This window comes from Streptomyces johnsoniae (assembly GCF_031845565.1).
In the GTDB taxonomy this organism is placed as follows: domain Bacteria; phylum Actinomycetota; class Actinomycetes; order Streptomycetales; family Streptomycetaceae; genus Streptomyces; species Streptomyces johnsoniae.
In genome coordinates, this window is sequence record NZ_JAVREV010000008.1 from 283,505 (window position 1) to 296,942 (window position 13,438).

Here is a 13,438-nt window from a genome sequence, read left to right on the forward strand (position 1 = left end):
TCCTTTTATTCCGCTGTAACGCGCGTGTCGCGCGTATCGGGCACATCCTGCCCTGTGTCGGTCTCGGATGGGTAATCGGGAGAAAGAGGGGAAAGGGGCGGCCAGGGCGCGCCCCAGTCGCCGGAACGGGCCGCGCGGTAGTCCTCGCGGTGGCGCTTGGAGACGGTTTCGCGGCGCAGCTCGCCGTCGGCCGTGCACAGATCGAGCAGCACCTGCCCCTTCCGCAGCAGGGGCCTGCGCACGATGCGGCCGGGCGCGGGACGGCCGGCGACGGAGTCCCGCGCGGCGGCGACGTAGGCGAACTTCTCGTCCTCGTACGGCAGTACACCGCCTTTCACCCGTCGGTGGAGTGCCGAGCGGCTGACGCGGGCCGCGAAGTGGCACCAGTCGTCGCCGGTGACGGGGCAGGTGCCGCCGTGCGGGCAGGGCGCGAGGACGCGCAGCCCGGCGGCGATCAGCCGGTCCCTGGCGGCCCTGATGCGGCGGTAGCCGCCGGGCGTGCCGGGCTCGACGAGCACGACGGCGGTCCCGGCCGCGGCGGCGGCGTCGGTCAGCGCGTCGCGGTCGGCCGCCGGCAGCTCGCCGAGCACGTACGAGGCGGTGACCAGGTCGGCCGCGGGCAGCGCGGTGCCCTGGGCGCCGAGGCGGGCCTGGCGCCACTCGACGCCGTCGAGCCGGCCGCCGGCCAGCTCGCGGCCGAGGTCGAGCGCGGGCCCCGCGCGGTCGAGGACCACGGTGGGGCGGCCGGCGGCCGGCCACACCTCGGCCGCGGCCCAGGCGGCGGCGCCGGTGCCGCCGCCGAGGTCGAGGTGGCCGGCCGGGGCCCAGCCGGGGGTGAGGTCGGCGAAGCGGCCCAGGGCCGCGGCGACGGCCTCGAAGGTCGCGGGCATGCGGTAGGCCGCGTACGCGACGGCGGCGGCCCGGTCGGCGAGGACGGGCGGGGCCGCGCCGCGTCCTTCGTCCCGGTAGCCGGCCATGAGCTGCTCGACCGCGCCGGCCGCCCGGCGGGGCGGCAGGCCGTCCAGCAGCTGGTCCAGCGCGGTACGCAGGCGCTCGGAGGTGCTGGTCACCGGGCCAGGATAGGGCTGGTCCTGCGGCGGCGCGGGCGGCAGAGGGTGAAGAAGCAGCCCACGGCGAGCACGGCGAACGTGAGTTGCACCACAGCCATCGGGACCGCGGTCTCCTCGCCCGCGATGCCGACGAGCGGGGAGGCGATGGCGCCGACGAAGAACGCGGACGCGCCCAGCAGCGCGGAGGCGGAGCCCGCGGCGTGCCCGGCCCGGTCCAGGCCCTCCGCGTTCGCGTTGGGCATGACCAGCGGCATGGCCCCCATCAGCACGAAGAGGCCGACCGATACGGGCAGGAGCCCGGGCTCGCCGAACACGCCCGTGGTCATCAGCAGCAGCGCGGCGGCGGCCAGGGTGATGACGGTCAGGCCCGCGGCCATGATGCGCAGGGTGGGCACGCGGCCGATGAGAATCTTGCCGTTGACCTGGCCCATGGCGACCAGGGAGATCGAGTTGAGCATGAAGAGCATGCTGAACGTCTGCGGCGAGGCGCCGTAAATTTCCTGGATCACGAACGGGGAGGCGGCCACGTAAGCGAACAGCGAGGCGAAGACGAGGCTGCCGACGAGCAGGTGGCCGGTGAAGACGCGGTCGGTGAACAGCCCGCCCATGGCGCGCAGGGCGGCAGGGACGCCGCCGGAGTTGCGGCGTTCCCTCGGCAGGGTTTCGGGCAGCCAGCGGTAGACGACGAGGACGAGCACAAGACCGGCGGCGGCGAGCACCACGAAGATGCCGCGCCAGTCGGTGACGCGCATCAACTGGCCGCCGAAGACGGGCGCCAGGATGGGCGCCACGCCGGAGACGAGCATGAGGGAGGAGAAGAACCGGGCCATGGCGACGCCGCGGAACAGGTCGCGGACGACGGCGCGGGCGATGACGATGCCCGCCGCGCCGGCCAGGCCCTGGAGGAGCCTGAAGAGGGTCAGCGTCTCCACGTTGGGCGCCAGCGCGCAGGCCACGGAGGCCACCACGTAGGCGAGCATGCCGACCATCAGCGGCACGCGGCGGCCGAGCTGGTCGCTCATCGGCCCGACGACGAGCTGGCCGAGGCCGAGGCCGAGGAGGCAGGCCGTCAGGGTCAGCTGTACCGTGGCGGCGCCGGTACCCAGGGCGTCGCCGATCTCCGGGAGGGCCGGGAGGTACATGTCCAGGGACAGCGGCGGCACGGCGGAGAGGCCGCCGAGGATGAGGGTGAGCAGCAGTCCGGCCCGCTGCGTGCGACTGATGTCGGCGCGGGCCGGGCTCGGGGAGGATATGCGGCTGGGGGACGGGGCGGTGGAGTCGGGGGCGGCCGTGGCTGTCGGGCCGGGCTGGTTCATGAACCTCTCCGTGCTTGAGCGGGGAACGATCCGATCATCCCATGAATGGCCGGGCCGCCCCCACTCCGTTTCGCCCCCGCCGGCGCCCCGCGGACGGCCGGGAACGGACCCGGCGCGGACCGGTCGTGACGGCCGTGCAGGCGCACGAACCGGGCCCGTGGGCGCCCGGTCCCGCGCCGCCGTTCCGTGTGGAGCCGCTGGTCACGCGCCCGCGGACCGACCGCGTCCGCGGCGGGCACCGCGGGCCGTGGGACGCGGGGCGCGCGCCGTCGCGCGCCCCCCGGGGCGGGCAGGCCCGCGGCGGGCACCGGCGCACCCGGGGGCGCGCGACGTGACCAAGCACACGCCGGGCCGGCGAGCCCACGTTCCCTCGTTCGAGTGACGGAATAACGGAATACCCGTGACCGGCGGCCGGGTTGGCCCGGCATGACTCACGAGGTGCTCAGGTATGCGGCGTTCACGACCGACCCGGCGGGCGGCAACCCGGCGGGCGTGGTCCTCGACGCCTCGGGGCTCGACGAGGCGGCGATGCTGCGGATCGCGGCGGAGGTGGGGTACTCGGAGACCGCCTTCCTCGTGCCGCGGGGCGGCGGCTCCTTCACGGCGCGGTACTTCAGCCCGCGGGCGGAAGTGCCGTTCTGCGGACACGCGACGGTGGCGGCGGCCGTGGCGCTGGCCGAACGGGCCGGGACCGGCGGCCGCACGTTCCTGACCCGGGCCGGGGAGGTGCCCGTGACGGTGACCGCGAACGGCGGCGCGCCGCGCGCCACGCTCTCCAGCGTGCCGGCGCGGCAGGAGCCGGTGGCCGCGGCCGACCTGGCCGGGGCGCTGGCCGCGCTCGGCTGGCGGCCCGGCGACCTGGACACGGCGCTGCCGCCGCGCATCGCCTACGCCGGGGCGCGGCACCTGGTGGTGGCGGCGGCGACGCGGGAGCGGCTGGCGGCGCTCGACTACGACTTCGACCGCCTGGCGGCGCTGATGCTGCGCCTCGACCTGACGACCGTCTCGCTGGTGTGGCGCGAGTCCGCGGCCGTCCACCACGTGCGGAACCCGTTCCCCGTGGGCGGCGTGGTGGAGGACCCGGCGACGGGGGCGGCGGCCGCGGCCCTCGGCGGCTACCTGCGCGCCCTGGGCCTGGCCGCGCCCCCGGCGGTGCTCACGCTGCACCAGGGGCACGATATGGGCCGCCCGTCCCTGCTGACGGTGACGCTGGAGCCGGACGACCCGCGGGTGCACGTCTCCGGCACGGCGGTCGCGATCCAGGGCCCTACGGCTTGAGGTGCCGCACGGGCCGGTGGGTGCGGGACTCGATGTCCTGGACCGTGAGGTGCACCAGCTGATGCGACAGCTCCGACAGGGCACGGGCCACGGCGAGTTCGCGGCCGATGTCGGGAACGTTCGCGTCGCTGGGGTTGGCCCTGGCCGTGCCCTCGCTGACCAGGACGGTGTCCGGCTTGTCCTCCAGCCTGGCCTCGGCCCGCGTCAGCCGGCCGTCGGTGTCGATGGACACCCGTACGTGCCATGTCTCGGTCGGCATGCCCGTCCTCCTTTCCTCGTTCACTGCTCCTGCCCGATTCTTTCGACGCGAAGAGCGTCGATGACCGGCCAGGGGACGTCCCGGCCGGCGCGTGAGGCGGACACGGCGACGCCGCCGGTGCCGGGTGCGGTGTCCGCGGTGGCCGCCAGGCGCACCCGGCCGTCGACCACGACGGTGGTCCGGCCGCCCCGCACGGTCAGCTCGACGCGGTGCGCCGTGCCGCGCGGCAGCCGGCGTTCGGCGCGGGTGCTGCCGTTCTCGACGAGGCGGACGCGGTGGTGGGAGACGCGGACCTGGACCGGGGACCCGCCGCCGACGCGGGCGGCCAGGCCGAACGTCGCGCCGCCCGCGGTCAGGCCCGAGACGTCCGCGCGGACGGTGTAGCCGTCCCAGTCGGCGGTGGCGTGCGGGGCGTATTCGGCGTACTGGTAGCGCCCGGCGGCGGGCCTGCGCGGCCCGCCGCCGGGGAGCGTGCCGGGCGCGGGCGGCCTGCGGTCGGCGGCGATCCAGCGCTCCCGGTCGGCCAGCAGGTCGCCGCCTGGCGGCAGCGGGGTGCGCCTGGCCACTTCGCGCACGAGTGCGTCCGCGGTGGTGCCGGACAGCACTTCGAGGCGTTCGAAGCGCTCGCCTGGCGCGGACCTGCGGCTGGGCGGCAGCGGCCGGCCGGTGCGGTTGGTCAGCGTGGCGGTGAACAGGTCGCGGACCAGGGCGTCGGGGAAGCCGCGGGTCTCGGAGAACGGGTAGGAGAACAGCGCGGGCCTGGGCAGGCCGTGTGCGGCGAACGCGTCGAGCGACCGCCTCAGGTCCGTGCGCACGTCCTGCGCGCCGCCGCCGTCCGCGCCGCCGCCGTCCGCGCCGCCGCCGTCCGCGCCGCCGCCGTCCGCGCCGCCGCCGTCCGCGCCGCCGCCGTCCGCGCCGCCGCTGTCCGCGCCGCGGGTGTGCAGGTCGTGGGTGTGGCTCTGGAAGTCCCAGCGGCCCGAGGCGTGCATGCGGGAGATCTCCGGCCACGACAGGTAGTAGGGGCGGTGGCGGCCGACGCGGCCGGTGATGAGGAACGCCGAGCCGTGCGCGCCGTGCCGGGCCAGGATGCGGTCGGCGTGGACCCACAGGCCGTGGGTGCCGTCGTCGAACGTCAGCAGCACGCCGCGCGGCGGTGGCGGCCCGCCCTCGGCCCAGTCGGCGAACTCCTCGGCGGTGAGGGTGCGGTAGCCCGCCGCGGCGAGCGCGGTGAGGTGCGCGTCGAGGCGTTCCGGGGTGACGGTGTAGCGGTTGCCGGGGTCGTGCCCGATGTCGTGGTAGGCGAGGACGACGGGGGGCGTGCGGTCGGGGAGCGCGGCGCCGAGCGCGCGCCAGGCGGCGGTCGCGGCCGGGTCGGCGGCCGGTGCGGGGGCGGCGTCCTGGGCGGTGACGTCGCCGCGGTGCTCGTGCAGCTGCCAGGCGGCGGCGAACGGGGCGGCCACGACCGCCGCGGCGGCGAGGCCGAGCGCGGCGCGCAGCAGGCGGGCGTTCACGGCAGCGGCCACTGCGGCCACTGCGGCCACCGGCCGCGGCCGAGCACGAGCCCGTAGAGGGCGAGGACGGCGAGCGCGGCGGCGGCCGTCCGCAGGACACGCAGGGTTTTCATGTGGCGCTCCTGGACCAGACGTTGCGCCGGATCGTGAGCAGGGACCAGGGCAGCAGCCAGGCGAGCAGCGTCGCGGACAGCAGGCTCATCAGCGGCCGGTAGCGCCAGCGCGGCGTTCCCGGGTGGTCGATGCGGAAGGCGACGCCCCACACGACGCCCTTGAGGAGGACCCCGGCGAGGTAGAGCGCGGTGAGCGTCCACAGCCCGGCGGCCGGCGCCCACAGCAGGTGCCGCACGGCCATGACGGGCGCGGCCAGGACCCACAGGACGTGCCCGTAGTAGAGCGCGGCGGCGGCCGGGCCGCGGCGCCACATGAAGGTGCCGGTGAAGAAGATGTTGCGGATGAAGCTCTTCTTCCAGCGGATCTGCTGCCGCAGGAACGGCCGCAGCCGGGCGGGCACGGTGGTGCGGACCACGGCGGAGCGCACGTAGCCGGTGCGCCAGGCCCGTTCGGGGTGGTCGGTGCCCTGGACGAACGACGAGCCGGCGTGCCGCGCCTTGAGGCGGCGGCCGAGCCGGAACTGGCCGAGGACGTAGCCGGTGAGCTGCCGGTCGGTGGCGAAGCGGAAGTCGCGGCCGAGGAAACGGTCCTCGGCCCAGGCGGGCAGGTAGTTGTAGACGGCGTCGCGGCGGAAGACGGCGAGGGGGCCGGAGACGCAGGTGACGGCGCCGAATACGGCCTCGGCGGCCTTGGCGACGCGGAACTGCCCCTCGTACCAGACGTCTTGAACGCGGGTGAGGAGCGTGGCGTCGGCGTTCAGGGCGCGGGCGTGGCCGCTGACGGCGCCGAGTTCCGGGTGGCGGACGAGGGCATCGACGCAGCGGCGGAGCGCGTCGGGCGCCAGCTGGCAGTCGGAGTCGGTGAACGCCAGCACGTCGCCTTCGGCATGTTCCGCGGCCAGGACCAGGGCGCGCTTCTTGCCGACGTTGCGGTCGAGGAACAGCAGCCGGACGGGGAGTTCGGCGGCCAGGCGGCGCAGGATCGCGGGGGTGTCGTCGGTGGAGGCGTCGTCCACGACGACGAGGTCGAGTCCCGGGCAGTCGCTCGCCGCCATGGACCGCACGCAGGACTCGATGTGGTCCTGCTCGTCCTTGACGGCGAGCAGGAAGCTGACGCGGGGCGCGGGCGGCAGCGGCGGGAAGTCCGCGGTGGCGGCGGCCGGGCGGCGGCGCACGGTGCGCACGGCCGGGTCCTCGTAGTGGGCGTAGGCGAGGAACAGCATGACGGTGGTGACCGCGAGCACCAGGAAGCCGTAGCCGAGGACCAGCGGGCCGCCGGGCAGGCGCGGGGCCTGGGCGGCGAGCAGGATCAGCAGCGGGAGCAGGGCGAGCAGGGTGACCAGGCGGCGCAGGGCGTGCCGCACGCCGTCGTCGAGGCTGCCGTAGCGGGGGGCGAGACTCATACCAGGTACCGGCCCTTGGGGCTCTGAAGGCGGTAGGTCGCGTCGAGGACCGGCCCGCAGTCCTCCAGCCAGCCCAGGTCCTGGCCCGGGTGGACGGTGTGGACGACGACGAGGTCCCAGGGCCGTTCCGCCGGGTCGGCCCGGTGGTGCAGCAGTCGGCCGCCCACCGGCAGTTCGGGGATCAGCGGGTCGGTGTAGGCGACGTCGGCACCGGCCAGGAGCAGGTCCTCGATGAGGCGGAGCGCGGACGATTCGCGGTGGTCGGCGACGCCCGGTTTGTAGGCGACCCCGGCCACCAGGACGCGGGCGCCGCGGGCGGGGACGCCGCGGGCGGCCAGGATGTCGCGGGCGCGGCGGGCCACGGCGGGCGGGCGGGCGGCGAGCGCGGTCATCGCGGTGTCGACGAGCGGCGCGGGCACGCGGGCGGCGCGCAGCTGCCACAGCAGGTAGTGCGGGTCGCAGGGGATGCAGTGCCCGCCGGCGCCGGGTCCCGGCCGGAAGGGCATGAAGCCGTACGGTTTGGTGGCGGCGGCGTCGACGACCTCGGTGACGTCGAGGCCGAGGTGGCCCGCGATGGTGGCGAACTCGTTGGCGAGTGCGATGTTGACGGCGCGGAAGGTGTTCTCCAGGAGCTTCGTCAGCTCGGCGGTCTCGGGCGAGCCGACGACGTGGACGCGGGCGGCGACGGGCCGCAGCAGCGCGGCCGCGCGGCGGCCGCACTCGGGCGTGGCCCCGCCGACGACGCGCGGGACGGCGGCCTGCGGGCGGTCCGCGTTGCCGGGGTCGATGCGTTCGGGGGCGCAGGCGACGAAGACATCGCTGGCGGGGCCGAGTCCGCGGTCCGCGAGCGGGTCGAGGAGCAGTTCGCGGGTGGTGCCGACGTAGCTGGTGGAGGCGAGCACGATCGTCTGGCCGGCGGTGGCGTGGCGGACGACCGAGGCGCAGGCGGCGCGCAGGGCGCGCGGGTCGGGCAGCAGGTGGTCGTCGACGGGGGTGGGCACGCAGATGACGACCGAGCCCGCGGCGGCCACGGCGGCGGGGTCGCCGGTGAGGGTGAACGAGGGGCCCGCGGCGAGGGCGCGCAGCCGCGCGCGGTCGGCGTCCGGCAGGTCGACGGCGCCGCGCCGGACGGCATCGAGGCGGTGCGGGTCGGTGTCGAGGCCGATGACGCGCTGGCCGGCGGAGCACAGCGCGAGCGCGGTGGGGAGGCCGACGTAGCCGAGCCCGAGGACCGCCACCGGCCCTGGAGACCATCGCATGACTTGCCCATCTGCCGGTGGAGGGTGTCCCTCCGGATCGCTCAGAACATACCGTCACACTCCGGAAAATAAGAACATTTCCGACGGTTGCGTCCGACGGTTCCGCCGGTCAGGACCGCGGGCGGGGGCTCAGGCGATGCCGGTGACCGTCACGCTCACGGTGACGCGTCCCGCCGCCAGGTCCGCGGACCCCGTCTCCTCGCCGACGGCCCGGCGGACCGCGGACCGCACCGAACGCGTCACGTCGAGCGCGCGGTGCCCGCGCAGCGTCGCCAGCTCGACCCCGATCTCCCAGCTGCCCGGCGCGCCACCGCGCCTGACCCGCACCGCGCCCGCGCCGCGCGCTCCCTGGCCGGTGCGGCCGGACCTGCCGCGCAGCAGCCCGCTCAGCCCGGGCCGCAGGAACGCCACCCCCGGCACGGTCAGGACCGCAGCGGCGGCGGCGTCCCGTACCCGCGTTTCCAGATCTGCGGGGCGACCGTTCACCGCGTCCTCCTGTCCAGCGTGTCCACCAGGTCCACGACCGCGATGTCGATGGCCCGCACGTCGAGGCCGATGGCTTCCAGCGCGGCCCGTGCCACCCGTTCCCGCACCGCGTCGGCCAGGCGCGGAACGGTCCAGGTCAGCTCGGCCGTCACCGCAAGGCGTACCCGGACGGGGCCGCGTGATGTGCCGGACCCCGCGCCCAGCGGCTCGATGCGGCAGCTGCCCGCGCGCACGCCGGGCAGCGATTCCGCGGCGGCGCGGAAGGTCTTGGCCGCGGCGGCCTCCACGATCCAGGCGTCCTCGTCCGGCTCGCCCAGCGGCAGGCTGCGCCCCGGGCGCAGTTCGAGCCGCACGATGTCCATGACGCGGGCGGTGACGGCACGTGCGTCGAGCGTCTCCGCCGGCTCCGGCGCCGACCTGCTCTGCTCGACGAACTCGCCGAGCGCACGCAGCTCGTCGAGCGCGGCGGAACAGTGCGGGCAGGAGGCGTAGTGCGGGTCCTCGCCGGTCCTGCCCTCGTCCCAGGTCTCCCAGACGTCCTGCAGCGACCGGCCGCACGGCAGCTCCTCCGCTTCGAGCGGCTCGTCTAGCGCCATGCTTCCATCGCCTCCGTCAGGTAGCGCCTGGCCCTGAAGATCCGGCCGCGCACGGCCTGCTGGCTGATTCCCACCGTATGCGCGATGTCCTCGTAGGACAGCCCGTGGAACTCCCGCAGCACCCAGCAGGCGCGCTGTTCGGGGGAGAGCCCGGCCAGGGCGACGTGCAGCGCCATCACCGCCGCCGTGTTCTCGGCCGTCCGCGCGGGCGAGACCAGGTGTTCCGGCGCGGCCGGCTCGGCCACCGCCTCCAGCGGCGCGGTGGGCCGCCGGGCGCGCAGTTGGTTCAGGCAGCGGTTGGTGACGATCCGGTACATCCAGGTCCTGAACGTGGCGTCGCCGCGGAACTCGGGCAGCCGCCGCCAGGCCTGGACGAACGCCTCCTGAATGGCGTCCTCCGCGTCCGTGCCCCCGCCGAGCAGGTGGCTGGCCAGCCGCAGCAGCACCGGGCCGTGGCGCCGGACCAGCGTCTCGAAGGCTTCCTCGTCGCCCTCTCCGGCCCGTGCGGCCAGCAGTGCGTCGTCCGCCGCGGGCTCCGCCTCGTCGGGCACCCACCAACTCCTTCCGGTTCCCCGGAGAAAACCCGGGAAAAAGTGCGGAACCGCGCGTGACGATTCGCGCCGGCCCGTGTCCAACAGAGTGGCAGAGCACGATCGGGCCCCAACGGGAAGGTATGCCATGGCAACGAAGACAGCACCCGCGTCCGCCGCGCCCGCGGAGGAATCACCCCAGGCAGCCCGGACGGCGGGCGTCTCGTCCGAGGGCGTGACCACCGTGAGCGAGGGCGCCACGGGTCCGCAGGAGCCGGCGGCGACGCGCGGGCAGACGTCCATCGCGGCCGGCGTGGTCGAGAAGATCGCGGGGCTCGCCGCCCGCGAGGTGCCCGGCGTGCACGCGCTGGGCGGCACGCTGTCCAGGACGCTCGGCGCGGTCCGCGACCGGGTGCCCGGCGGCCGGGCGAGCGCGAGCCGCGGCGTGAAGGTCGAGGTCGGGCAGCGGCAGACGGCCGTCGACCTGGACGTGATGGTCGAGTACGGGGTGCCGATCAGGGACGTCGCCCGGGACATCAGGGAGAACGTGATCGCGGCCGTCGAGCGCATGACCGGTCTTGAGGTCATCGAGGTCAACGTTTCCGTCGTCGACGTCCGCCTGCCGGACGACGAGGTGGCGGACGACGAGCCGCGCGTGCAGTGATGTGCCGGGACGCGCGCATGCGCGGTCCGCACTGGGCACAACGGCCCTCCCCCGCCGTGGGGATCATCGCCGTCGCCGTCGCCGTGTGGGCGGTCGCGGTGCTGGGCCTGACGACGAGGTGAATTCATGCGTGACCGAAGGCCGCCCGCCCGGTGGGCGGTGGCGCTGCGGCGGACCCCCATGTCGCTGTGGCGCGACGACATCGACCACTGGGCGGCGGCCCTGACCTACTACTCCGTGCTCGCGGTCTTCCCGACCCTGCTGGTCGCGATGTCCGTGACCGGGCTCGCGCACCCGGCGGCGGCGCAGGAGCTGATCGGCGAGGTGACCTCGCTGCTCCCGGCGGGCTCCGGCTCCGAGGTGCGGGCCGCGCTTCAGGAGCCGGCCGGGCGGCGTTCGGCCGCCTGGCTGGTCATCACGGTCGGTTCGGCGAGCGCCTGGCTGTCGGCGTACAACTACCTGAGCGTCTTCCGGCGGGTGCTGCACGGCATGCACGACGTGGTGGACCGCAGGCCGCCGTGGCGGGCGGTGCCGCGCACCATGCTGACGGCGCTCGGGCTGCTCGGGCTGCTGGTGTGCAGCGCGACGGTGCTGATCCTGACGGGCGGCGCGGTCCGTTCGCTGGGGCGGCTGCTCGGCACGGGCGAGGCGGGCAGCACCGCGTGGAACGTGCTCAAGTGGCCGCTGCTGCTGGTGCTGGTGACGGGCCTGGTGCTGATGCTGTTCCGTACCGGCCCGGCCGGGACGCGCGCGCCGCGCCGCTCGGCGCCCGGCGGCGCGCTCGCCGTGCTGCTGTGGCTGTTCGCGTCCGCGGGCTTCGCGCTGTACGCGTCCAGCGTCCCCACCTACAACCGGCTGTACGGGTCGCTGGCGGGGATGATCGTGTTCCTGGTCTGGCTGTGGGTGTCGAACCTGACCCTGCTCGCCGGGGCGCAGTTCAACGCGGAACTGGCCAGGCTGCCCGCAACGCCCCCGCGGCACGCGGAAGAACGGGCCGGGGAACGGGCCGGCGAACAGGTCGGCGATCGGGCCGGCGAACGGGCCGCGGGGTCCGGGGCCACCGGCGGCCCCGCCCGCGCCGCGCCACCGGTGGCCTCGGGCCACGGCCGGCGCGGCTGATCCGGCGGGGCGCTCAGCCCTCCCCGGCCGCGCGCAGCAGCCGGGGCACCCGCCCGGGCGAGGTGTCGAGTTTGATCAGCACACTCGGCACGGCGATGCTCGGCAGCAGGAGATCGAAGAACTTCGCTATGTCCGTGGTCAGTTCCGGTACGGGGTCGAGCGTTTCCGAGACGAGTCCGACGCCTGTCCAGGCGCCGATGAAGATGCGGCCGGTCTCCGCGGGAATGATGTGCGGCAGCACTTCGCCGCGCTCCTGGCCGGCTTGGAGCAGGCGGGCGGCCACCTCGATCCAGTCCGGCCAGCGGGTGCCGAACAGCGTTCGCGCGTTCTGGTCGACGGACAGCCGGAGCGAGGCGCTGAGCAGCGGCTCGCGCGGCAGCCGGTGGGCGAGCAGCAGGCCGACGTCCACGAACTCCTGGAGCTTCAGCGGCTGCGGCCGTACCCCCTCGGTGGTCACGGCCTCGGCGAGCACGCTGCGCGCCAGGGCTTCCTTGGAACAGAAGTGGAAGTACAGGGCCCCGCGCGTGACAGCGGCACGTTCGAGAATCTGGGCAATGGTGGAGGCGCCGTAACCGTACTCGTTGAAAACCGAAGCAGCCGCTTCCAGAATCACCCTGCGCTTCAGAATCGCACGCGCTTGCCGCGCCAAAGTGTCCTCCCCCGCGCCACCGGCCGTTTGCTCGAAAAAAACCGACCAGAGTGTACCCTCCGCCGCTTCGAGCGGCACGCGCGTTTGTATGTACTCCGGGGCGGAGCCCCGGACTTGCCCCGGCCCGCTGGATTGCGGGCCGGGGACGCCGGGGGCCGGGGCGGCGGCACCGCCCCGATCGGCGGGCTCACTGGTTGACGAACCCCCCGTCCACCGGCATCACCACACCGGTGACGAACGAGGCGCTGTCGCTGCACAACCACGCGGCGGCCTCGGCCACTTCCTCCGGCTCCGCCGTCCTGCCCTGCGGCGTCGAGGCGTGCGCCTGCCGTTCGATCTCCGGGTTGCGCGCGAACCAGTCGTCGATGATCTCGCTGCGCGTCGTCCCGGGAGCGATCGCGTTGACCCGTATCCCCTGCCGCGCGTACTCGTCGGCCGCCGCGCGGGTCAGCCCGATGACGGCGTGCTTGGAGGCGATGTAGGGAGCCGCCGTCGGAATGGCGACCATGCCGCCCACGCTGCTGTTATTGACGATGGCGCCGCCGCCGTGCTCCAGCATCGCGCGGATCTCGTGGCGCATGCAGTTCCACACGCCGCGGACGTTGGTGTCCATGATGCGGTCGTACACCTCGTCGTCCATCAGGTGCAGCGGCGCCCGGTCGCCGCCCACCCCCGCGTTGTTGAAGCAGGCGTCCAGCCGGCCGTGGCGCTCCAGCACGGCCTCCACCGCGCGGGCGGCGTCGCCGGGCCGCAGCACGTCGCACACCACGTGGGACGCCAGGGCCCCCTCGGCTCGTAAACCGGCCGTCAGGGCCGCGAGTCTGTCCTCCCGGCGCGCGGCCAGGACGACCGCCGCGCCCTGCCGCGCGAACACCGCGGCCGCCGCGGCACCAATTCCGCTGCTCGCCCCCGTGATGAGAACGGCCTTGCCTTCTAAATAACGTGGTTCATTCTGCATGAGGAGCAGCGTACCCGGGCACCGGCCGATTCCCGTGGTGCTTTTTTGGACCTAATCCGGCGGCGAATATCGGCCTTTTTTTCTCGGTGCCCCGGCACCGCTGAATCAGTATCTTTTCTCTGATCCCGGGGCGAAGGGGGAATACCCGCGAAAAGACCGGGAGTGGCAGGGAGGGAGCGGGAGGGCCGGGAGGGTAAACGTGCGGGCCGCCGGGGGATTCGGCGGCC

General features: G+C 74.9%; 14 protein-coding genes. 3 read left to right on the plus strand and 11 right to left on the minus strand.

Features of this window, described 5'->3' with window-relative positions; translation table 11 throughout:
• Positions 1-5: 5 nt before the first annotated feature.
• Together RM779_RS16765 and RM779_RS16770 are read right to left on the minus strand one after the other, a co-directional pair.
• Positions 6-1,070 carry a small ribosomal subunit Rsm22 family protein gene (locus tag RM779_RS16765; protein WP_311618500.1) on the minus strand — a complete coding sequence of 355 codons (1,065 nt, stop codon included), beginning with the start codon at positions 1,068-1,070 and terminating at the stop codon, positions 6-8.
• Positions 1,067-2,386 carry a multidrug effflux MFS transporter gene (locus tag RM779_RS16770; RefSeq protein ID WP_311618501.1) on the minus strand — a complete coding sequence of 440 codons (1,320 nt, stop codon included), beginning with the start codon at positions 2,384-2,386 and terminating at the stop codon, positions 1,067-1,069. Before RM779_RS16770 ends, RM779_RS16765 begins: the two co-directional genes overlap by 4 nt.
• A 426-nt stretch (positions 2,387-2,812) precedes the next feature.
• Between RM779_RS16770 and RM779_RS16775 the strand changes: the two genes are divergently transcribed.
• Entirely contained in the window at positions 2,813-3,664 is an 852-nt protein-coding gene (locus tag RM779_RS16775) for a PhzF family phenazine biosynthesis protein (protein WP_311618502.1), read from the plus strand.
• Here RM779_RS16775 and RM779_RS16780 read toward each other — a convergent pair.
• The 7 genes from RM779_RS16780 to RM779_RS16810 all read right to left on the minus strand — a co-directional run bounded on the left by RM779_RS16780 (position 3,654) and on the right by RM779_RS16810 (position 9,842).
• A complete protein-coding gene (locus tag RM779_RS16780; protein WP_311618503.1) occupies positions 3,654-3,923 on the minus strand; it encodes a DUF1876 domain-containing protein in 270 nt (89 codons plus the stop codon). The two genes, RM779_RS16775 and RM779_RS16780, sit on opposite strands and share 11 nt — an antisense overlap.
• A 20-nt stretch (positions 3,924-3,943) precedes the next feature.
• A complete protein-coding gene (locus RM779_RS16785; protein ID WP_311618504.1) occupies positions 3,944-5,446 on the minus strand; it encodes a polysaccharide deacetylase family protein in 1,503 nt (500 codons plus the stop codon).
• Positions 5,447-5,543: 97 nt separating this feature from the next.
• Positions 5,544-6,950, minus strand: coding sequence for a glycosyltransferase family 2 protein (locus RM779_RS16790; protein ID WP_311618505.1), 1,407 nt, complete (start codon positions 6,948-6,950; stop codon positions 5,544-5,546).
• Positions 6,947-8,209 carry a nucleotide sugar dehydrogenase gene (locus RM779_RS16795; RefSeq protein WP_311618506.1) on the minus strand — a complete coding sequence of 421 codons (1,263 nt, stop codon included), beginning with the start codon at positions 8,207-8,209 and terminating at the stop codon, positions 6,947-6,949. Before RM779_RS16795 ends, RM779_RS16790 begins: the two co-directional genes overlap by 4 nt.
• 129 nt (positions 8,210-8,338) lie before the next feature.
• Positions 8,339-8,695: an Asp23/Gls24 family envelope stress response protein gene (locus RM779_RS16800; RefSeq protein ID WP_311618507.1), complete on the minus strand. Its 357-nt coding sequence runs from the start codon at positions 8,693-8,695 to the stop codon at positions 8,339-8,341.
• Positions 8,692-9,291: an Asp23/Gls24 family envelope stress response protein gene (locus RM779_RS16805; protein WP_311618508.1), complete on the minus strand. Its 600-nt coding sequence runs from the start codon at positions 9,289-9,291 to the stop codon at positions 8,692-8,694. Before RM779_RS16805 ends, RM779_RS16800 begins: the two co-directional genes overlap by 4 nt.
• Positions 9,282-9,842 (minus strand): RNA polymerase sigma factor, encoded by a 561-nt coding sequence (locus RM779_RS16810; RefSeq protein ID WP_311618509.1) that lies wholly within the window; start codon positions 9,840-9,842, stop codon positions 9,282-9,284. The genes RM779_RS16805 and RM779_RS16810 overlap by 10 nt, the downstream gene beginning before the upstream one ends.
• Before the next feature lie 127 nt (positions 9,843-9,969).
• On the opposite strand from RM779_RS16810, the gene RM779_RS16815 reads away from it, so the two are divergent.
• Entirely contained in the window at positions 9,970-10,485 is a 516-nt protein-coding gene (locus RM779_RS16815; RefSeq protein ID WP_311618510.1) for an Asp23/Gls24 family envelope stress response protein, read from the plus strand.
• A gap of 126 nt (positions 10,486-10,611) precedes the next feature.
• Positions 10,612-11,604, plus strand: coding sequence for a YihY/virulence factor BrkB family protein (locus RM779_RS16820; RefSeq protein ID WP_311618511.1), 993 nt, complete (start codon positions 10,612-10,614; stop codon positions 11,602-11,604).
• A gap of 13 nt (positions 11,605-11,617) precedes the next feature.
• On the opposite strand, the gene RM779_RS16825 is transcribed toward RM779_RS16820, so the two are convergent.
• Together RM779_RS16825 and RM779_RS16830 are read right to left on the minus strand one after the other, a co-directional pair.
• The gene (locus tag RM779_RS16825) at positions 11,618-12,253 is read right to left on the minus strand and encodes a ScbR family autoregulator-binding transcription factor (RefSeq protein ID WP_311618512.1); all 636 of its coding nucleotides are present in this window, start codon (positions 12,251-12,253) and stop codon (positions 11,618-11,620) included.
• 187 nt (positions 12,254-12,440) lie between these two features.
• On the minus strand, positions 12,441-13,211 hold the full coding sequence (locus RM779_RS16830; RefSeq protein WP_311618513.1) for an SDR family NAD(P)-dependent oxidoreductase: 771 nt from the start codon (positions 13,209-13,211) through the stop codon (positions 12,441-12,443).
• Between the last annotated feature and the right edge of the window lie 227 nt (positions 13,212-13,438).